The organism is Roseixanthobacter pseudopolyaromaticivorans (genome assembly GCF_043195145.2).
GTDB lineage: Bacteria > Pseudomonadota > Alphaproteobacteria > Rhizobiales > Xanthobacteraceae > NCEH01.
Map to the genome: position 1 here is coordinate 1,378,310 of NZ_CM195539.1, position 19,032 is coordinate 1,397,341.

At 66.8% G+C, this 19,032-nt stretch carries 19 protein-coding genes; 13 read left to right on the forward strand and 6 right to left on the reverse strand.

The features are described 5' to 3' along the window. The 10 genes from V5F68_RS06660 to V5F68_RS06705 all read left to right on the forward strand — a co-directional run bounded on the left by V5F68_RS06660 (position 1) and on the right by V5F68_RS06705 (position 9,600). Positions 1-414 carry a hypothetical protein gene (locus V5F68_RS06660; RefSeq protein ID WP_394013846.1) on the forward strand — a complete coding sequence of 138 codons (414 nt, stop codon included), beginning with the start codon at positions 1-3 and terminating at the stop codon, positions 412-414. A 50-nt stretch (positions 415-464) separates the two neighbouring features. Then, positions 465-971, forward strand: a complete 507-nt coding sequence (locus V5F68_RS06665) for a rod-binding protein (protein WP_394013848.1) — start codon at positions 465-467, stop codon at positions 969-971. A gap of 11 nt (positions 972-982) precedes the next feature. Then, positions 983-1,381 carry a hypothetical protein gene (locus V5F68_RS06670; RefSeq protein WP_394013849.1) on the forward strand — a complete coding sequence of 133 codons (399 nt, stop codon included), beginning with the start codon at positions 983-985 and terminating at the stop codon, positions 1,379-1,381. A 3-nt stretch (positions 1,382-1,384) separates the two neighbouring features. Then, a complete protein-coding gene (locus tag V5F68_RS06675; RefSeq protein WP_394013851.1) occupies positions 1,385-1,900 on the forward strand; it encodes a hypothetical protein in 516 nt (171 codons plus the stop codon). Between the two features lie 17 nt (positions 1,901-1,917). Then, positions 1,918-3,591: a methyl-accepting chemotaxis protein gene (locus tag V5F68_RS06680; RefSeq protein WP_394013852.1), complete on the forward strand. Its 1,674-nt coding sequence runs from the start codon at positions 1,918-1,920 to the stop codon at positions 3,589-3,591. Between the two features lie 210 nt (positions 3,592-3,801). Beyond that, the gene (locus V5F68_RS06685; RefSeq protein ID WP_394013854.1) at positions 3,802-6,624 is read left to right on the forward strand and encodes a hybrid sensor histidine kinase/response regulator; all 2,823 of its coding nucleotides are present in this window, start codon (positions 3,802-3,804) and stop codon (positions 6,622-6,624) included. Beyond that, on the forward strand, positions 6,621-7,094 hold the full coding sequence (locus tag V5F68_RS06690) for a chemotaxis protein CheW (RefSeq protein WP_348846293.1): 474 nt from the start codon (positions 6,621-6,623) through the stop codon (positions 7,092-7,094). Before V5F68_RS06685 ends, V5F68_RS06690 begins: the two co-directional genes overlap by 4 nt. Positions 7,095-7,121: 27 nt before the next feature. Then, a complete protein-coding gene (locus V5F68_RS06695) occupies positions 7,122-7,502 on the forward strand; it encodes a response regulator (RefSeq protein WP_394013856.1) in 381 nt (126 codons plus the stop codon). Positions 7,503-7,558: 56 nt separating this feature from the next. Further along, positions 7,559-8,770 carry a protein-glutamate methylesterase/protein-glutamine glutaminase gene (locus tag V5F68_RS06700; RefSeq protein ID WP_394013857.1) on the forward strand — a complete coding sequence of 404 codons (1,212 nt, stop codon included), beginning with the start codon at positions 7,559-7,561 and terminating at the stop codon, positions 8,768-8,770. Continuing rightward, entirely contained in the window at positions 8,770-9,600 is an 831-nt protein-coding gene (locus V5F68_RS06705) for a CheR family methyltransferase (protein ID WP_394013996.1), read from the forward strand. The genes V5F68_RS06700 and V5F68_RS06705 overlap by 1 nt, the downstream gene beginning before the upstream one ends. Positions 9,601-9,751: 151 nt before the next feature. Here V5F68_RS06705 and V5F68_RS06710 read toward each other — a convergent pair whose 3' ends face one another. From V5F68_RS06710 to V5F68_RS06735, 6 genes are all read right to left on the reverse strand, one after another. After that, positions 9,752-11,875 carry an ATP-binding protein gene (locus V5F68_RS06710; protein ID WP_394013858.1) on the reverse strand — a complete coding sequence of 708 codons (2,124 nt, stop codon included), beginning with the start codon at positions 11,873-11,875 and terminating at the stop codon, positions 9,752-9,754. A 3-nt stretch (positions 11,876-11,878) separates the two neighbouring features. Next, a complete protein-coding gene (locus V5F68_RS06715; protein ID WP_394013860.1) occupies positions 11,879-12,268 on the reverse strand; it encodes a response regulator in 390 nt (129 codons plus the stop codon). Between the two features lie 186 nt (positions 12,269-12,454). Next, positions 12,455-13,048, reverse strand: a complete 594-nt coding sequence (locus V5F68_RS06720) for a glutathione S-transferase N-terminal domain-containing protein (protein ID WP_394013862.1) — start codon at positions 13,046-13,048, stop codon at positions 12,455-12,457. Between the two features lie 110 nt (positions 13,049-13,158). Beyond that, a complete protein-coding gene (locus tag V5F68_RS06725) occupies positions 13,159-14,010 on the reverse strand; it encodes a 23S rRNA (adenine(2030)-N(6))-methyltransferase RlmJ (RefSeq protein WP_394013863.1) in 852 nt (283 codons plus the stop codon). 39 nt (positions 14,011-14,049) lie between these two features. Then, positions 14,050-14,715 carry a ribonuclease T2 family protein gene (locus V5F68_RS06730; RefSeq protein ID WP_394013865.1) on the reverse strand — a complete coding sequence of 222 codons (666 nt, stop codon included), beginning with the start codon at positions 14,713-14,715 and terminating at the stop codon, positions 14,050-14,052. Further along, on the reverse strand, positions 14,712-15,176 hold the full coding sequence (locus V5F68_RS06735) for a hypothetical protein (protein WP_394013866.1): 465 nt from the start codon (positions 15,174-15,176) through the stop codon (positions 14,712-14,714). The genes V5F68_RS06730 and V5F68_RS06735 overlap by 4 nt, the downstream gene beginning before the upstream one ends. A 300-nt stretch (positions 15,177-15,476) precedes the next feature. Between V5F68_RS06735 and V5F68_RS06740 the strand changes: the two genes are divergently transcribed. The 3 genes from V5F68_RS06740 (at position 15,477) to V5F68_RS06750 (ending at position 19,029) form a co-directional block, all read left to right on the forward strand. Continuing rightward, entirely contained in the window at positions 15,477-16,709 is a 1,233-nt protein-coding gene (locus tag V5F68_RS06740; protein WP_394013997.1) for a type III PLP-dependent enzyme domain-containing protein, read from the forward strand. 125 nt (positions 16,710-16,834) lie between these two features. Then, on the forward strand, positions 16,835-18,214 hold the full coding sequence (locus tag V5F68_RS06745; protein WP_394013868.1) for a hypothetical protein: 1,380 nt from the start codon (positions 16,835-16,837) through the stop codon (positions 18,212-18,214). 5 nt (positions 18,215-18,219) lie between these two features. Continuing rightward, positions 18,220-19,029: a COG3904 family protein gene (locus V5F68_RS06750; protein WP_394013869.1), complete on the forward strand. Its 810-nt coding sequence runs from the start codon at positions 18,220-18,222 to the stop codon at positions 19,027-19,029. Positions 19,030-19,032 lie beyond the last annotated feature (3 nt).

A 19,032-nucleotide genomic window follows, 5' to 3' on the forward strand; every position in this document is an offset into this window, starting at 1 on the left:
ATGGGGGATCGCCGGGCAACCACCAAGCGCATCGTCGGGGTGCGGGCGCAGATGCACCGCACCGCCGAATGGGATCTCGCTCGCATCCGCAAGGAGCAGGCGGAGCTGGAGCGCGATCGCGCGAGCATCATGGAGACGCTGAACAACACCCTGTTCGGGCCGCTCCTGGTGGACATGGTCTCGCGCTCGCTGACGCGCCTCTCGCAGGAGGCGACGCGCCTCGCCATCGAAGAGGCGGCGCAGGCTGAGCGGGTGCAGGAACAGGCCTTCGCCCTCAAGCGGGCCGAGCGCATGGCCGATCGGGTGGCGCGCGAAACACGCGCGCACGAAGATCGTAAGGCCTTTCAGGAACTGACAGAATCTGCCGCGTTGCGGCCGGGCGCTTCCGCGCCGAAGGATGCAAGCCTCACATAAGCAAGCGCCCGCAAACTGCCCTGGTCGAAACACCGTTTGATGATCGGGCCATGGGCATTCAACTCACCACAGACATTGTGATGGACGTGGTCAAGGCCGGGAATCCGGCCCGCACCCAGAAGATCACGTCGAACCTCAAGGCGCTCGGCTCGGGCTTCTCCCAGGCCATGAGCCAGGAGGGCGCGCTTGGCGCTGCGAACGGCCTGGCCTACGCTTCGACGTCGTCCATCGGCCTTCAGAACGCCACCGCCCTCACCAAGACCTCCGCCGCCGTTTCTAGCCCCGCGGCCACGGCCCACCGGCGGTTCGAGAGCATGGTGCTGTCGCAATTCGTGCAATCCATGCTGCCGAGCAAGGCCGCCGCCGTCTATGGCAGCGGCAATGCCGGGCAGATCTGGAAGTCCATGCTCGCGGAGAAAGTCGCCGATCAGGTGGCCAAGCATGGCGGCATAGGCATAGCGGACCGCATCGCTTCGGCCCAGGCGCGCCTCACGCCTTCGGCTTCCGCCGCCGCGCCTTCGCTCCCGGTCGTGTCGGCCACCAGCTCCGCCGCCTGAGGATGCGACAGATGAGACACGAAGAGTCCACCGTCCTGCCGCGCCTGCTTAGCCCGGAAGGGCCCGCGCGCGAAACCATGATCGCGGCCCTCGACCGGCTCGAAGAGATCATCGATCAGGAAACCGGCTCGCTCGAAGCTCATCTGCCGATCGATCTGCACGAGATCAACCGCCGGAAGAGCCGGAGCCTGCTGGAGCTGAGCCGCGCCAGCCGGGCGCTGCCGCCGGAGGTCGATCCCGCCGTCGCCCACCGGCTCGGCGTGGTGCGGGATAAGCTCGCGCGCAATCTCTATCTGCTGTCCATCAACCTCGCCGCTTCGCAGGAGATCAGCGGCATTCTTGCCAATGCTCTGCGTGACGCGGAATCCGATGGGACCTATTCCAGCATGCCGTCCAAGGACGGGGTCTGAGCGATGGTCCGCTTCATCATCATCGGGCTCTGGGTGTGCGTGGTCGCGCTCGGCTCCAGCTACGGCGCCGCTTATTGGGCGGCCGGCGTCGCGAAGGCGAAGACCGCGGATCCCTATATGCCGGGGCTCGAATACAAGCGCCTTCAGCCGATCACCGTGCCGATGATCATCGACGGTCAGGTGAAGGGCTATGTGCTCGCCAAACTGGTCTTCACCGCCGATGCGACCACCTTGCGCCAGTTGCCGCTGGATCCGGCGATCTTCGTGGTGAATGACGCGTTTTCCGAGATCTACAACAACGGCCGCGTCGATACTGGGAAACTGTCGAAATACAACATCAAGGACATGATGGACCGCATCAAGGTGAGCACGAATGCACACCTGAACGGTGATGTTATTCAAGAAGTGCTCGTCGACTCCATCAACTACATCGACAAGACCGACATGCGGGCGGCGAGCGGAAGCAACGCGCCCATCAAGCCGGCAGAATCCGCTGCGCCGCCGAAGGCCGCGCACTAGCAGAACGAGGGCGAACCGTGAAGATCATTGGGAAAATCTACAGCATCGTCGGTGTGCTCGGATGTGCGACAGCGCTGGTGTGCGCGGTTTCTCTCTGGGGCCTCGGCCGTGAGGCCGACATCGCCAAGAGCCTGGCTGAGACTTCCCGTCGGGCGTTCCTGACGGAACAGCTGAATGGCGACGTGACCGTCGTCGTGATGGAATCGCGCGGCCTCTACATGGCAACCGACGCGAACGCCGCCAAGCAGTTCGCCGCAGGCCTCGCCAAGGCTTTGGATCGGATCGATGAGAAGCTGGCCGAGCTCAAAGTCACGACACCGCCCGCCGATGGCGCGACCTTCGCGCGCGTCGTGGCCGATCTCGCCAAGTTTCGCGAATTCCGCACCGAGACCGCCCGGGTCGCGCTGAGCGAGGGTCCGCAGGCCGCGAACCGCCAGGGCAATACCGACGAAAATCGTAACAATCGCAAAGCGTTGCAGGAATCCCTGCGGACCTTTACCGCAAAGATCCAGGACACCTTGGCCCCCATGCGCGCCGAGCAGGAGGGCGTGCACGACAGCGTCCAGGCGATGATCATCGCCATCTTCGTCGTCGGGCTCGCGGTCGGCATCGCCATCGCCTTGTTCATTGGCAATCGCATGCTCAGCGGCCCGATCATCCGGGTGTCCCGCACGCTCCATGACCTCGCCTTGGGCAAGCTCGACGTCACGCTGGAGAAGCCGCACTCGAAGGATGAGATCGCCGATCTGTGGAACAGCACCGAGCAATTGGTGGCGAAGCTGCGGGTCGCGGAAGATCTGCGGGCGCAGCAGGAGGTTTCCGCCAGCCGTGCCGAGAGCGATAAGCGCGCCGCCATGCAGCAGCTCGCGAACCAATTCGACGCCGAGGTTTCCGGCGTGGTGCGCACCGTGGCGGACGCCGTGACGCTGCTGGAGCGCAACGCCAGCTCCATGAGCACCTCGGCAGCCGAGACCAGCCGCCAGTCCACCATCGTCGCCGCCGCCGCCGAGGAAGCGACCGGCAATGTGCAGACCGCGGCGTCCGCCGCCGAGGAACTTGCCGCTTCGGTGCGGGAGATCGGCGCCCAGGTTTCCTCCGCCGCGAAGATCGCCGGTGAGGCCACCGACCAGGCCAGCGAGACCGCCGAAGTGGTGCGGGGCCTCGCCGCCAGCGCCGCGCGCATCGGCAAGGTGGTGAACCTGATCACCGACATTGCCTCGCAAACCAATCTGCTGGCCCTGAACGCCACCATCGAGGCGGCGCGGGCCGGGGAAGCCGGCCGCGGCTTCGCCGTGGTGGCCCAGGAGGTCAAGACCCTGGCGGAACAGACCTCCAAGGCCACCGACGAGATTTCCTCGCAAATCTCCGCCGTCCAGGGCGCGACGAACGAAGTGGTGCGCGCCATCGAGGGCATTTCCGGCACGATCCGCCGCATCGACGAGATCTCCACTGCCATCGCCACCTCCATCGAGGAGCAGGGCGCGGCCACCGGGGAGATCGCCAAGAACGTCCATCAGGCGGCGCGGGGAACGCAGGAAGTCTCTTCCAGCATCACCCAGGTGAGCTCGGTGGCCGCGACCACCGGCAAGGTATCCGGCGACATCGTGCACGCCGCAACGGACCTGTCTTCCCAGGCGGCGAACCTGCGCCGGCAGGTGAACATCTTCATAGAGCGCGTGCGGGCGGCCTGACCGGTCCCGCCGTCTCCAGCGGGCGGGGGCACTGTCCCTTCCCGCAAACGAAAGCCGAGGCCGGCGATCCGGCCTCCACCGTGCCTGCTCCCGTGCGCCGGCGTCTCACAAGCGAGACGTGCGGCGCGGTCCGACCTTGCCGTTCTCCGGCGCGGCCGGGCGGTCCCGCGGGGCGCCTGAACTACTTGTCTTCGACCCGGAGTTGAACCCATGGACGATCTGCTGCGAGAGTTCCTGACTGAGACGAATGAGAGCCTCGACGTCGCCGACGTCGAGTTGGTGAAGTTCGAGCAGGACCCGAACAACGCTCAGATTCTCAACAACATCTTCCGCCTGGTGCACACGATGAAGGGCACCTGCGGCTTCATCGGGCTGTCGCGCCTGGCAACGCTGGCCCACGCCGCGGAAACCTTGATGGACCAGTTTCGCCAGGGCATTCCAGTGACCACCGAGGCGGTCGATCTGGTGCTCATCACGGTGGACCGGATCAAGGAAATCCTGGTCGAGATCGAGGCCTCGGAGGGAACGGAACCCGCCGGGTCCGATGAGGATCTCATCTCCCAGCTGGATGCGCTCTCCGCCGCTCCGGCCGCCGCCGCCGCGCCGCCGCCTGCGCCCGCGCCTGTGGCTGCACCCGTTGCAGCACCCGCTAAATCCTTCATGAACGGCGCCACCGCGCCGGTCAGCGAGCCCAAGCCGGGCGTCGCGGCAGTGATGCAGCAGCTGGAACGCGCCCTCAAGCCCGGCGAAGTTTCGCTGGATGAATTGGAGCGGGTATTCCGCGAAACCGCCGTCGAGTTGCCCGCCGCCCGGGAGAAGCTCGCGGAACTGGACAATGCCAAGGCCTCCGCCACAGCTCCCGCAGCGCCGGCCGCCACGGCTTCGCCCGGCGCCGCGCTTCCCGCGGTGCGCGACGCGGCGCCGGTCCCGACCGTCGAGCACGATGCAAAGGCCGCCCGCGCGGAGGATCACGCGCTGAGCGTCTCCAACCAGTCCATCCGCGTCAACGTCACCTTGCTCGAACACCTGATGACCATGGTGTCCGAACTGGTGCTGACGCGGAACCAGCTTCTGGAAATCGCCCGGCGCGACGAGAATTCCGACTTCAAGGTCGCGCTTCAGCGGCTCTCGAACGTCACCGGCGAGTTGCAGGGCGCGATCATGCGCACCCGCATGCAGCCAATCGGCAATGCCTGGCAGAAGCTGCCCCGCATCGTGCGCGACCTGGCGCAGGAACTGGGCAAGCATATCGAGCTTGAGCAGATTGGCGCGGAGACCGAGCTGGACCGGCAGGTGCTGGAGCAGATCAAGGATCCGCTCACCCACATGGTCCGCAATTCCGCCGACCACGGGCTGGAGACCACCGAGGAACGCCGCCGCGCGGGCAAGCCCGACAAGGGCACGATCCGGCTCTCCGCCTATCACGAGGGCGGCCACGTCATCGTCGAGATCTCCGACGACGGCAAGGGCCTCGACGTCGCGCGGATCAAGGCGAAGGCGCAGGAAAACGGCCTCGCCACCGCCGCGGAACTTGCGAAGATGCCGGACTCGCAGGTGTTCCGTTTCATCTTCGCCGCCGGCTTCTCCACCGCCGCGAAGATCACCAACGTTTCCGGCCGCGGCGTCGGCATGGATGTGGTGCGCAGCAATATCGAAGTCATCGGCGGGGCGGTGGACGTCTCCTCCCGTCCCGGCGCCGGCTGCACCTTCACCATCAAGATTCCGCTGACCCTCGCCATCGTCCCGGCGCTGATCGTCGAGGCCATGGGCGAGCGGTTCGCCCTGCCGCAAAGCTCGGTGGTGGAGCTGGTGCGCGTGCAGCCCAATTCCTTCCACCAGGTGAAGCGCCTGAAGGAAGCGCCGGTGCTGTGCCTGCGCGAAAAGCTTCTGCCCATCGTTCCGCTCGCGCAATTGCTCGGCATTGCCGACGAGAGCAAGGAGCAGAAGTTCGACGATGCGCTGATCGCCGTGCTTCAGGTCGGCAACCAATTGTTCGGCGTGGTGGTGGATGCGGTTTCCCATACCGAGGAAATCGTGGTGAAGCCCATGGCCTCGGTGCTGCGCCAGCTGCCCATGGTCTCCGGCAGCACCATCCTCGGCGATGGCCGGGTGATCATGATCGTGGATCCGGTCGGCCTCGCCAAGGTTGCCGCCTCGCCCGATGAGAACCTCGGCGCCGACCTGCAGAACACGGCCGCCGCCGCGACCGCCGCTCAGCAACAGACGACGCCTCTGCTGCTGATCCGCGCCGGTTCGGACGAGCTGAAGGCGGTCCCGCTTTCGCTGGTGACGCGCCTGGAGGAACTGGAAGCCAACAAGGTCGAGCACGTCAACGGCCACCCGGTGATCCAGTATCGCGGGGCCCTGATCCCGATCGTCTACGTGAACGAGAAGGTGAAGCGCGCCACCTCCGGCACCCAGCCGATGCTGATCTTCTCGGACGAGGGCCAGACCATGGGCCTGGTGGTCGACGAGATCGTGGACGTGGTGGATGCCCACCTCGACATGCAGCTGTCCTCCGACGCGGACAACCTGCTGGGCGCGGCGATCATCGACGGCCAGGCCGCCGAGATCCTCGATGTCGGCCATTATGTCGAACAGGCGTTCGGCAGCTGGTTCAAGCGCCTCTCCGGCACGCGGGACAAGTCCGGCGGCAAGCTGCTGGTGGTCGATGACAGCGCCTTCTATCGCAACCTCATCGAGCCGGTGCTGAAGGGCAACGGCTTCGAGGTGACGGCCTGCGGCTCAGCCCGCGAGGCGCTCGACCGGCTGGGCGGGGAAACGCGCTTCGACATCATCGTCAGCGACATCGAAATGCCCGGCATGGACGGCTTCCAGTTCGCCCAGGCGGTGCGCGGCGATCCGCAGATCCGCAACCTGCCGATCATCGCCCTGGCGGGCGAGGGCGCCTACGACCTGGTCGAGCGCGGCCGCGCCGCCGGATTCACCGACTACATCGCCAAGTCCGATCGCGCCGGCCTGATCGCCGCGCTCAAGGAATTCACCGGCGCCATCCATGGAGAAGCGGCATGAGCCAGCACGTCGTCATCAAGCAGGACGTGAGCCCCGGCGGCTCGCAGTTCGTCACCGTCCGCATCGGGCCGCAATTGTTCGGCCTGCCCATCGAGGCGGTGCAGGAAGTGTTCGTGCCCGATCACGTCACCCATGTCCCGCTCTGCATTCCGCAGATTGAGGGGGTGCTGAACCTGCGCGGCCGCATCGTCACCATGGTGAACATGCGCCGCCTGCTGGGGCTCCCCGATGGCGGCGAGGCCAGTATGGCCGTCGGCATCGAGCACAAGGGAGAATCCTACGGGCTCATCATCGATTCCATGGGCGAGGTGATGATGCTCGACCATGCCGCGTGCGAGGCCAATCCCACCAATCTCGACCCGCAATGGGCCGGCCTCACCGTCGGCGTGCATCGCCTGCCGGGCGAGCTGCTGCTGGTGCTGGATGTCGAACTCGCCTTGGCCCGCCTCACCACCGATCGCGCGGCGTAATGCCCGGCCGCCCAACAGGATGAACCCATGAAGACTTGCCTTGTGGTCGATGATTCCGGCGTCGTGCGCAAAGTCGCGCGGCGCATGCTGGAAGACTTATCCTTCAGTGTGACCGAGGCGGCGAACGGCCTGGAAGCCCTCGCGGCATGCGACATCGCCTTGCCGGATGTGATCCTGCTGGATTGGAACATGCCGGTGGTGGATGGGCTCGGCTTCCTCACGCAGCTGCGCGCGCGGCCGGCGGGCCTGGTGCCGCTGGTGATCTTCTGTTCGAGCGAAAACGATCTTGCTCACATCTCGACCGCGATTGCGGCCGGCGCGAACGAATACATCATGAAACCTTTCGACTTCGATCTGCTTCGCGAGAAGCTGGAGGAAGTCGGCGCATTGGAAAAGGCAGTGACATGAGCCCGCAGGCGCTGACGCCCCCCGGAACTCCGCCCGCTGGCGGACCGATACGCGTGATGATTGTCGATGATTCCGTGTTCGTGCGCGGCATTATCTCCAGCTGGCTCGACAGCGACAAAAGCTTCGAGGTGGTCGCGACCCATTCCAATGGCAAGCGCGCGGCGGACGACGTGGTGCGCACGACGCCTGATGCCATCATTCTCGACCTTGAAATGCCGGAGATGGACGGCCTCACCGCTTTGCCGCTGATCCTGGAGCGCCGGCCGAATACGGTGGTGCTGGTGGCCTCCGCGCTCACAAGGCGCGGCGCCGAGATCAGCCTGAAGGCGCTGAACCTCGGGGCCGCCGATTATCTCGCCAAGCCCAGTGCGGAGCGCGGCAACATCGCGGCGGAAGAGTTCCGCACCGAGCTGCTCGGCAAGCTGCGCGGGCTTGTCGATCGCGCCAGGCGGCGTGGCACGTCCGCGGCGGGCTCCCCCGCGGCTGCCTCGCTGCGCCCCGCGGCCGCGCCAGCGTCTGCGGCCGGTGCCGCTCCGGCTTCGCCCGCAGCGGTCAAGGCGCCGGCCGGCTTGCTTCCGCCCCAGCAGCCGGCCGTGGCACGGCCTGCCGTGTCCAGCACCCCGGCGGCGGCCCCTGCCGGCGGGGCGGCGAAGATCGCCCGCAAGCGCCCCTATTCCATGTCGCCCGTGGAAATCATCGCGGTCGGAAGTTCCACCGGAGGGCCGCAGGCCCTGACCCGCATCTTCAGCGATTTCGGTGCTGCCCTCGCCAATGTGCCGGTGGTGATCGCCCAGCACATGCCGCCCACCTTCACGGCCATCCTGGCCGAGCATGTGGGGCGCGCCGCCGCGCGCACGGCGGGAGAAGGGGTCGATGGCGAGATCCTCAAGCCGGGCCGCATCTATATCGCCCCGGGCGGCAAGCACATGCTGCTCGCCAAATCGGGCAACGACACAGTGATCCGCCTGTCGGACGGTCCGCCGGTGAACTTCTGCAAACCCGCAGTTGACCCGTTGTTCGACAGCGTCGCGGCGATCTACGGCAGCCATGTGCTCGCCATCGTGCTCACGGGCATGGGCAGCGACGGGGCCAAGGGCGCGGGCGTTATCGCCGATGCCGGGGGCAGCGTGATCGTGCAGGACGAGGAATCCAGCGTCGTCTGGGGCATGCCCGGCGCCACCTATGCGGCGGGGAACGCCAGCGAATTGATTTCCTTAAACAATATCGGCGCGAAGGTCGCGCGCCTGCTGATGGGGGGACGGGCATGATCTCCGCGGTTGACTTCGAGTCGGTCTCCAGATTTCTGAAAGTCCATTCCGGGCTGATCCTCGCAAGCGACAAACAATATCTGCTGGAAAGCCGTCTTCTGCCGTTGCTGCGGAAGTTCGAGCTTCCCGATTTCGCCCGCATGGCCGCGATCATCCGCGAGCAGCCGTCGGGCGTCATCGCCGAGGCGGTGCTCGAGGCAATGACCACCAATGAATCGCTGTTCTTTCGTGACAAGTCGCCGTTTGAGCACTTCACCAAGATCATGCTGCCGACCTTGAACGCGGCGCGCCGTCCGGGCGAGCCGCTGCGCATCTGGTGCGCCGCGGCCTCCACCGGGCAGGAGCCGTATTCGATCGCGATGACGCTGCTCGAGAACCCGCACCTCACCGGCGGGCGGCGGGTGGAGATCATCGGCACCGACCTGTCAGGGGAGGTGCTGGAGCGGGCGCGGCAGGGGCGCTACACTCAGTTCGAGGTTCAGCGCGGCATGCCCGTGCAATTGCTTCTGAAATACTTCGAGAAGGATGGCGACAACTGGCAGGTGAAGCCGGCGCTGCGCGCCATGGTCGATTATCGCAAGCTCAACCTGCTGCATAATTTCAGCAATCTCGGCATGTTCGACATCGTGTTCTGCCGCAATGTGCTGATCTATTTCGACGCCGCCACCAAGCGGGACATCCTCGGCCGGGTCGCCCGCGTCACCCGTCCGGACGGCTATCTGCTTCTGGGCGGGGCGGAAACCGTGCTGGGCCTTTCGGAAGCCTTCCGCTCGGTGCCGTCGCAGCCGGGCTATTATGTGCCGTCCGTGCCGGCCCTGGCGGGCGCCTAGAGCGTTCCGCGCGAAGGAGTCAGATCCTTCACCAAAGCAGGCCGACCACGGCAAAAAGGGCGCTCGAAGGGGCGCCCTTTTTGCGGCGCCCGGGATGGTGCGCCGGGCCAATCTCGCTGACTCCGGTGCCGGCGGCGGGGTCTCAGATATTCTAGGCCATGCCTGCGCTTGCGCCGCGGTACGGCCGGGCCTCGCCGGTCATGTCCGCGGGCACGGCGGGCAGCGCGATGGTGAACACCGCGCCGGTGGCATCGTTTTCCACGCTCAGCGTGCCGCCGTGATCGCGTATGATGCCGAAGCTCACCGACAGGCCGAGACCCGTGCCCTTGCCGACCGGCTTCGTGGTGAAGAAGGGTTGGAACACCTTTTCGATGACCGCGTCCGGCACCCCGCCGGCATTGTCCTTCACGCGGATGTAGACCATCGGTTTTTGCCCGTCCGACCGGCACGGGGAGACCGACAGCTCGATGGTATCGAGCCCCTGGGCCTCGCCGCCGCCCCGCGCACGCTTCTCGTTGATCGCGTCGGCCGCGTTCTGGAGCAGGTTGATGAGCACCTGTTCCAGCTGATCCTGGCGGCACATGACCCACTCGTGGTCACTGTGGCCGTGCAACTGGACGGTGATGTTCTGCAGGCGCAGCTGCGCGCCGACGACCTGCAGCGCGCCTTCAATGGATTCTGTCGGCTCGGAAGGGGCGAACACCTCGTCGCTCGTCCGGCCGAAGATCCGCATATGGTCGATGATCCGGCTCATGCGGATGGTCTGCTGGAGGATGCGGTTGAGCTTGGATTCCAAATGGTCGTGCGCGAGGCCGCGCCGCAGCCCGGTGAGGCCGTTCGCCGCCGCGAGGCGGATCACGCCCAGAGGCTGGTTGATCTCGTGGGCGAGCCCGGTCGCGACCTCGCCGAGCGAGGCGAGCTTGGACATCTGGTAGAGCTTGTTCGCCTCGATACGCTGAGAGGTCTGGTCGAGCGCGAAAACGACCACTTCCTGCGTCGCGCCGGGATTGCTGCCGGGGCGGATCGGCTCCAGCGGCGCAATCACGACCTGGACCTCGTATTCCTGCCCGTCGCGTGTGAAATGCTCCAGGCTGAGCAGGGGACGGCGCAGCATGGTGAGGGTGGCGCGGAAGGTGTCGGTGGAGACGAAGTCGGCCATCAGCTCGGCGATCACCGTGCCCTCGTCCTCGCTCACCTGCGCCACGCCATTGACCGTGACATGGATCACGCACACCCCCGGCACCCGGCCGATGGCCTGGAGGAACAGCGCCTCGCGCTGGCGCGCGCTGGCCTCGATGACGCCGGTGCGCATGCGATCCTGGAGTTGAAGGTAGCGCGCGGCGATCACCGCGACCGCCGCCAGCATCAGGAACAGGCCGATGAAGGTGATCCAGATCACCTGGCGGAAATCGTTTGTCTGCGCCCACACGAACGCCTTGTCGAAGGCGACCACGACGATGATGGGATAGCGTTGCGAGCGCACGAAATAGCCGATGCGGTCGATGCCGTCGATGACGCTGCTGGTCTCGTAGGTGCCCTCGTTCATCGTCAGCATGCGCTTGAAGGTCTGGCTGCCGGAAACGTCGCCGCCGAAGCTGGTGGAGGCGGAAGCGCGGGCGCGCACGACGCCGTCGAACCCGATCAGCGCGATCAGGGCGTTGGGCTCGGTGCGCACGCGGCTATAGAGGGTGAGGAATTCCTGGATGTTGAACGAGGCCACCACCACGCCGGCGAAGCTGCCGTCCTCCGCATGCAATGCGCGGGTGAACTGGATGGTCCATTGCTTGGAGACCCGGCCGAGCACCGGCTTGGAGATGAACATGCTCTCGCCCGCGCTGCCGTCCATGTGCACGCGTATATGCTCGCGATCGGAAAGGTCAATCTGCGGAGCGGCATAGTCTGGCTGGTCGGCGCTGGTGGCGACCAGCTTGCCGTTGCGGTCGATGATGCTGAGCAGCACGATCGAACTCGGCAGGGAGAACCCGCGCAGCGCCTCATAAGCCTGCTGGCGGTTCCATTTCGCCGAGAATTCCCGGTCGAAATTCTGCAGGGCCGCGTCGATGGGCGCGACGGTCTGGTCGAAACTGTTGAGCACCAGATAAGCGTTGCGCTGCGCCAGCTCGCGGAATTCCTTCACTTCCGCGTTGTGATGCAGCGTGAACAGCAAGATCGCCCCAACCAGGGTGATCGAGGCCAGCAACATGATCGAGCCGAGGACCACCAGCGAGCGGCGCCCGAGGTTCAGGGCTTGGAAGAGCCGGGGAAGCCTGCGCACGCCTCAGCTCTTTCCATCGCCGTCGCTAGGGGCCAGAACGCGGCTGAGCACGCGCTGCAGCTCCTCCATCACGAGCGGTTTGGGCAGGCAGGCCTCCACGCCGGCATTCACCGCCCGCGTGATGTCCTCGGAGGAGGCGTGGCCCGTCATCACGATGAATTTGAACGCGCGCTCGGGATAGCGCAGCTGGATTTCATTGAGCAGGCGAATGCCGTCGAGATCCGGCATGCGGATATCGGTCAGCACGACGTTGACGCGCGGGTGCGTGTGGACAAGCTCCAGCGCCTGCGCCGCGCTGCGGGCAGAATGGGCCTTCAGATCGTCGAACCCCAAGGCCTCGATTAATTCGTCGAGATATTCGGGCTCATCATCCACGATCAGCAGATGGGACATTTTCTCACCGGGCCTCCGCCGCCCGCCAGGCTTTGTCCCGGGCGAACGACGCTGGTGGTTCGCTCCGGCCCGGAGGACCGGCGAGCTGAACCCTCTCCAGCCAGCACGCAGAGCGACGCGAGGTCAAGATGAGATGCTTCCGCTTTGGAAGCATTGCTGCCGGCGGCACCACCGGCGGCACGCGGGTCAGCCGGGCTTGCTGGCCGAGAACACCGGGCAACGGGCGGAAAAGCGCTCCAACCAGCCCACCAGCTGCGGATGGCCCTCGCGCCAGGTGCCGGGGAGGCGGAAGTCCAGATATTCGAGCGCGCACGCAAGCGTGATGTCGCCGACATTGGGCTCGCCCTCGGGGGGCAGGTCGGCTTCCAACTCGGCGAGGGCGCGGGCCACCTTGCCGGCCTGGATCTCCACCCAGCTTTCAACGCGCTTGTCTGCGCTGCGGTAGCGGCCTTCATAGACCTGGAGCAGCGCGGCATCCATGATGCCGTCGGCGAGCGCCTCCAGCCGCAGCGCGGTAAAGCGCGCCTCCGCATCCTCGGGCAGGATACGTCCGCCGCCTGCGACATGGTCGAGATAGGCGAGGATCACCGGGGAATCGAACAGGGCCGGGCCGTTGTCGCGCAGCAGGACGGGGATTTTGCCAAGCGGGTTCTGCTGGCGGACGGTGTCTTCCGCATTCATGGTGTCCGCGGTTTCCAGCTCCAGCGGAATGCCGAGATGGTCGGCGGCGACGCGCGCCTTGCGGGCGAAGGGCGAGGAAGGCGAATAACGCAGGCGCATGAGGCTGGCTCTTCTGGCGTGAGGGTCCCGCAGCAGAGCTAAACCCCTTTCCCATATGCGAGAAGGGGCCTTATGGATTTTTTCGCATGGGGCGCGCGCAGGGCGCGAACTCAGCGCTCGGGTACGATCCAGGAGATGCGCGAGCGGCCCTTGCCGTCATGGGCCAGCAGCGGTGCGAGCGCGGTCAGGATGACCCGCATCTCATCCGCCAATGTGAAGGGCGGATTGACGATGATGAGCCCGCTGCCGGAGAGGGCCGTAGTGGTGCGCACCTCGGCGAAATCCAGCTCCACCCGTAGCGTCTTCGGCAGGCCCACCTGAGCCACCTCACGGCGGAACGCATCCACCGCCCGCAGATCCTTAATGGGATACCAGAGCATAAGGATGCCCGTGGCGAACCGCTCACGGAAGGTGGTGAGGGCGCCCACGAGGCGCTGGAACTCGCCGCCTTCCTCGAACGGCGGGTCCACCAGCACGACGCCGCGCCGTTCGCGCGGCGGCAGATGGGCGGCGATGGCGTTCCAGCCATCCTGCGACAGCACCTTCACGCGCGGGTCGTCGCCGACGTTCTTCTCCAGCTTCGCGCGCTCTTCGAAATGCAGTTCGGAGAACAGGAAGCGATCCTGCGGCCGGGCCAGCGCCATCGCCAGGGCGGGGGAGCCGGGATAGCGGCGCGCGCCGGCATAGGTGCGCAGATGGCGCACCGCGTCGAGATAGGGCGCCAGCAGTTCGGCCGCCGGGGCGGGAAGGTCGGCTTCCAGCACCCGCTCGATGCCGGCGTCCGCTTCGCCGGTGCGCTGCGCCGAGGCGCCGCCGAGATCGTAGAGCCCGGCGCCCGCGTGGGTATCGAGCACGCGATAGGGCGCGTCCTTCTTGTTGAGATAGGCAAGCACGCGGGCGAGGGCGGCGTGCTTCATCACGTCGGCGGCGTTTCCCGCATGGAAGGCGTGGCGATAATTCATCGGCGATACGTCATGGGCGGCGTCGGCCTTCGCTGCGCCCTATCGCGCGGGAGGCGCCGGCACAGGGGGAACCTGCAGGGTGCGCCCGGCCCGGCATCCCCGCCGGTCCGCTTCGGGACAGGGCCGAAATGTAAGGTCCTTGCTGAAGCAAACCCGCACTTCGCGCAAGCGGTTGGCGCCGCAATCGACAGCGATCATCTCGTTCGTCAGGCCGGGATTGGCGGCGATGAAGGCGCTCTCCATCTCGGCGGGGGTCACCGTGGCGGCCTCGGTGGGGGCGATGAACGCCGTCGGTATGGTGATTTTCTCGCGTGCCGCCCGCAGCTTGGCGAAGAAGGCATCGGGCGGAAGGCCCGAGCAGGTGCCGTGCCGACGCCATTCGTGGATCACGAGGCCGCGGCTCGGCATCAGGTCCTGGATGCCATTGAGCGTCTCGTTGGGAATGTAGGGCGCCGGATTCTGGCAAGATTGGGGATAGCCGCGCTCGTTCTGCGGCCACAGGCCGTGGACGATGAAGCCGAACGGCCGGCCAGCGCGGCATTGGGCGCCGTCGGCGCGGGTCTGTTCCGCGCAATAGGTCGGCGACCAGGACAAAGCGAGGATATAGAAATCAAAAGCGCCGGGCGTACCCGGCGTCTCGGCCCGCGCCGCACCCGCCGCCGCGAGGAGCAGCAGCAGCGCGGCGGCGCAGAAGCGTCGAATCACGGACGGGCCATCTTGCAGCCGGGCGCGTAGGCCAGATTGCGATCCAGCCCGTTCACGCACCATTCCACGCCCCAGGTGTAGCCCTGGAAGCTGGAGTCCTCGATGATGGAATAGTCGATCTGGTGGATCTTGTTGTCCGAGAGCACCACCTTGGCGGTGCAATAGCGGCGCGGCTGGAACGCCTCGCCCCAGGGGCGGAAGGCGGTTTCGCGCACGTTGGAATAGGACACGATGTTCAGCGGCGCGTTCCAATACATGCGCTCGGTCTCGGCAAAGCGCATGGAGATGGTGCCGAGCGCGAGCGGCTCGGTGCAGGCGGGAAGGTCGCCGCTATAGCTGTCGTTGGGCAGCCAGAAATTGTCGAGAATGCTCGCAGCCTTGGCAGGCACTCCAACGGCGAGACCGGCCAACATGGCCGCGATCCCGGCAAAAGCCCGCCCGCTGCGCATCGTGCGACCCATTCCCACTCTCCCGTCACTACAATCCGATATTTGGCGGGACGATGGAACCGGCAATTGTCCCGGTCAAGCGCAGCGGAGACACACCGGCGGAAAAAGCGATCGTCCCGCCATCCTTGTGCTGCGAAATTCCGGCATCATGCCGCTTCGGACCGAACCCGCGCCCGCCCGGGTGCCATGGGCGAGGCCGCCCCGCCATCACGCTCCCGCAGCGTCAACGAGAGGGATGCCCGCATGTCGCACACCCGCTTCGCCCCCGAGATCATCGGCGCATCGCAAGCGGTGGGAGAAGGGCAGGGCGCCCTGGCGCGCTTCGAAACCGGACGCGAGGCGGCGCTGCGCCTGCGGCCGGATCAGCCGGTCTATTGCTTCCGCCCCTCGGTGCTGCGGGCGGATGCGCGCGCCTTTCTTTCCGCCTTTCCCGGCAAGACCGCCTATGCGGTAAAGACCAATGGCGAGCCCATGGTGCTGGAAACCCTCGCCGACCTCGGCATCGCCGCGTTCGACGTGGCGAGCCCGGCGGAATTCGCCGCCGCCCGTGCCGCCGCGCCGCGGGCCGAGCTGCTCTACATGCACCCGGTGAAAGCACAGTCGGATATCCGCCTCGCCTTGGAGCGCTACGGCATTTCCGTGCTGGCGCTGGACCATGAGGACGAGGTCGCCAAGATCCTGCGCATGGTGCGGGCGCTCGATCTCGACCCGACGCAGATCACCTTGTTCGTCCGCATCGCCAGCAAGGGGGAGGCGGCCTACGAACTCTCCAAGAAGTTCGGCGCGGCGCCCATGCATGCGGCCGAACTGCTCCAGCGCATCCACCACATCGGCTTTCGCTGCGGCATCGCCTTTCACGTGGGCAGCCAGATGGTGGACCCCGCCACCTATGAGCGCGCCATCTCAACCGCCGCCGAGGTGCGGGACATCGCCAAGGTGCCGATCGCGGTGCTCGACATCGGCGGCGGGTTTCCGGCCCATTATGCCGAGGACCCGCGCCGCCCGGCGCCGGCCCTGCCACCCTTGCCGGACCTGATGGGAACCGTGATGGACGCGGTGAAGCGCCATGGCTTTGCCGATACGCCCCTGGTGGCGGAACCGGGGCGCGTGATTGTCGCCCGCGCCTTTTCGGTGATCGTGCGGGTGCTGCTGAAGAAGGGGCAGCGGCTCTATATCAACGACGGCATCTGGGCCTCGCTGTCCGACAGCTGGACCGGCAAGATCCTGCTGCCCGCCCGCCACATTCCCGATCCCGCCCGGCGGCGCCGCGTCGGCTCCTCGGACAAGGTGGTGCCGTTCCGCATCTATGGCGCCACCTGCGACAGCGTGGACGTGCTCTCGCGCCCCTTCTATCTGCCCGAGAGCATCGACACCGGGGACTGGATCGAGATCGGCCATATCGGCGCCTATTCTCTGTCCCTGCGCACCCATTTCAACGGCTTCTACCCCGACACCTTCGTGGAGGTCGCGCGGCCGTTCGAGGCAGATGGCATGGTGGCCGGCTTCGCCGAGCCGGAGCGGCGGGCGAACGTAGAGGAAGCTTGAACGCGGCACGGCCGAAATCGGCGTAATCGCAACAAAATGCCGACCGATTTCATGGTTAATCCTGCATCATCTGACTGTTCCTACAGACATTGATGCAGCCCCGCGGGGCGTGCATGGAGATCGCCATGGCCACGGCCCTGCGGGATGGTGTGCGTCAACTTGAGACGACGGCGCGCATCTGCTTGATGGTGCTTGCCCTTGCAAGCGGAGTTTATACCTATATCGGCGTGCGGGAATTGCTGGACGGCAGCGCCACGGCGGTGTTCTTCGCGGCCATCATCTATTCAGTCGCGGTGTCCGTCGGCATCTATGCCTTCTGGACCTTCATGATGCGCTTCCTGCCCCACGTGGAGGATGCCGCGAGCCGAGCCCTGATGTTCGGTGCCATGGCTCTGGGATCTTTGATGATCGTCGCCATGTGCTCGTGGCTGAACGCGAGCGCGCTCGCGGGCTCCGCCGCCATCGAGCAGCACATGGGACGGGCGATCGAGGATTACGACCGCGCGCTGGAGGAAAATCACGGCAAGGCGTTGGCCGCGCAGGGCTTGGCGCCCGATATCGCCATGGCGGCCGCGCGGTTCTCCCAACTGGCGGATGCCGAGCGCACCGGCTCGCTCACCGGCACCACCGGGTCCGGCACCGTGGTGCAACTGCTGACCCAAATGGCGAGCCAGCTCGGCGCTCTTTCCAAGGAGGTCGCGGCTTCCGGCGACAAGGTGAAGGAGGCCTATGACCAAGGCGCCAAGCATCTTGCCACCATGCGTGAGCTGGCCTCCGGCTCGGGGCGCGTGACGCCGCGCGCCGACGCCTTCGGCGGCGAGGCGACCGCGCTCGCGGGTGTGCTGACCGCGCTCCAGCAGGCCTCCATTGCACCGGCGGTGAAGCGCGCGGCCACCGATTTCGCCTCTGGCTTCATCGCGCCCGCCGCCGATGGGCGCTCCCCGGATGTGGTCGGGCGGCAGAACGAGGTGGTGGGCCGGGTGCAGGGGGCGGTGGCGGCGCAGTCGAAAGCGCTCGCGGGCGCGGCGGACAAGGTGATCCAGATGCCGGCTTACGTGCCGCCGCGTTTCGAGCACATCTCGCCCGCCGAAGCGGTGCTGCGCTATGCCTCCGATTTCATCCCGAGCTGGGCGGGCGCCATCTCCATCGACCTTCTGCCGGCGGTGCTCGTGTTCATCCTGTGCATCGTCCACGCCAGCCTGCGCCGTGAGGGCCAGCCCCAGGCGGGCACGGACACCATGACCGCCGGCGAACTGCTCGCCGCCCTGCGCATGGCCCGCGCGGTCGAGCAGGCGCATGCGGATTTGCGCGCGCCGCTGGTTCCCGATCTCGCCATCGCGCCCGCCGCGCCGCAGCGGGCCGACATCGCCGAACCGGCGGAGGCGCTCCATGCCGAGATGCCCCGTGCGGCCGCGCCGCCGTCGGTGCAGCCGCCCGAGCCGGCGGACGAGGAAAAGGTGACGACCTTGCACGGCCACGGCCTGCGCCCGGCCAAGCGCGACTGATCGCCATGACCCCGGCCGTCTTCCTTCAGGCACTGCGCGACTGGCGCAGGCGCCCCGACGATGCCTTGCTGCATCTGCTGTTCGCGGGGCTGCTGATCGCCAGCGCCACCATGCTGGTGCAGGATTTCGGCCAGCTTCGCAAAGCCCAGGCCGCGCTCTCGGCGCCGGTTCCAGGCCTGGAGACGCCGCCCGCCGCGCCCCTCGGCCCGGCGCGGGAGGGCGGGCCGGAGGCGCCCGCCGCCGACGGCGCGCTCAATGCGCCCATGACGTTCGATCTCCAGAGCGACGGCCGTCTTGCCGCGACCGGCACCATCGCGCCCGGCACGGCGGCCCTGTTCGCGGCGGAGGTGGAGAAGCGCGGCTCCTATGTGAAGACCGTGGTGCTGCGCTCGCCCGGCGGCTCGGTTCAGGATGCGCTCGCCATGGGCCGGCTGATCCGCGCCAAGGGATTTGCCACCGAAGTGCCGGCGGGCGCCTATTGCGCCTCCTCCTGTCCGCTGGTGTTCTCCGGCGGAACGGAGCGGCGGGTGGGGAAAAAGGCGGCGCTCGGTGTTCACCAGGTGTACGGCGCGAGCGTTCCGGCAGGCGCCGCACCGCCCGACGGTATGGCGCAGGCGCAGCGGGTTTCCGCCGAATGCCAGCGCTATCTGCGCGACATGGGGGTGGATTTGGAAGTGTGGCTGCGCGCCATGGAGACGCCGAAGGACAAGCTGTTTTATTTCACGCCCGAGGAAATGGCGCGGCTGAAACTCACCACGCCGGCCCTCGGGCCGCTTGCGAACCCGCCGGCGACACCTGTGCCGCCGCGCGGGTAAGCG

Bases quoted from the DNA above. Each gene is read 5' to 3' on its own strand.
- V5F68_RS06660 (WP_394013846.1), top strand. From the start codon at position 1: ATGGGGGATCGCCGGGCAACCACCAAGCGCATCGTCGGGGTGCGGGCG.
- V5F68_RS06665 (WP_394013848.1), top strand. From the start codon at position 465: ATGGGCATTCAACTCACCACAGACATTGTGATGGACGTGGTCAAGGCC.
- V5F68_RS06670 (WP_394013849.1), top strand. From the start codon at position 983: ATGAGACACGAAGAGTCCACCGTCCTGCCGCGCCTGCTTAGCCCGGAA.
- V5F68_RS06675 (WP_394013851.1), top strand. From the start codon at position 1,385: ATGGTCCGCTTCATCATCATCGGGCTCTGGGTGTGCGTGGTCGCGCTC.
- V5F68_RS06685 (WP_394013854.1), top strand. From the start codon at position 3,802: ATGGACGATCTGCTGCGAGAGTTCCTGACTGAGACGAATGAGAGCCTC.
- V5F68_RS06690 (WP_348846293.1), top strand. From the start codon at position 6,621: ATGAGCCAGCACGTCGTCATCAAGCAGGACGTGAGCCCCGGCGGCTCG.
- V5F68_RS06695 (WP_394013856.1), top strand. From the start codon at position 7,122: ATGAAGACTTGCCTTGTGGTCGATGATTCCGGCGTCGTGCGCAAAGTC.
- V5F68_RS06700 (WP_394013857.1), top strand. From the start codon at position 7,559: ATGATTGTCGATGATTCCGTGTTCGTGCGCGGCATTATCTCCAGCTGG.
- V5F68_RS06715 (WP_394013860.1), bottom strand. From the start codon at position 12,268: ATGTCCCATCTGCTGATCGTGGATGATGAGCCCGAATATCTCGACGAA.
- V5F68_RS06720 (WP_394013862.1), bottom strand. From the start codon at position 13,048: ATGCGCCTGCGTTATTCGCCTTCCTCGCCCTTCGCCCGCAAGGCGCGC.
- V5F68_RS06725 (WP_394013863.1), bottom strand. From the start codon at position 14,010: ATGAATTATCGCCACGCCTTCCATGCGGGAAACGCCGCCGACGTGATG.
- V5F68_RS06735 (WP_394013866.1), bottom strand. From the start codon at position 15,176: ATGGGTCGCACGATGCGCAGCGGGCGGGCTTTTGCCGGGATCGCGGCC.
- V5F68_RS06745 (WP_394013868.1), top strand. From the start codon at position 16,835: ATGGCCACGGCCCTGCGGGATGGTGTGCGTCAACTTGAGACGACGGCG.
- V5F68_RS06750 (WP_394013869.1), top strand. From the start codon at position 18,220: ATGACCCCGGCCGTCTTCCTTCAGGCACTGCGCGACTGGCGCAGGCGC.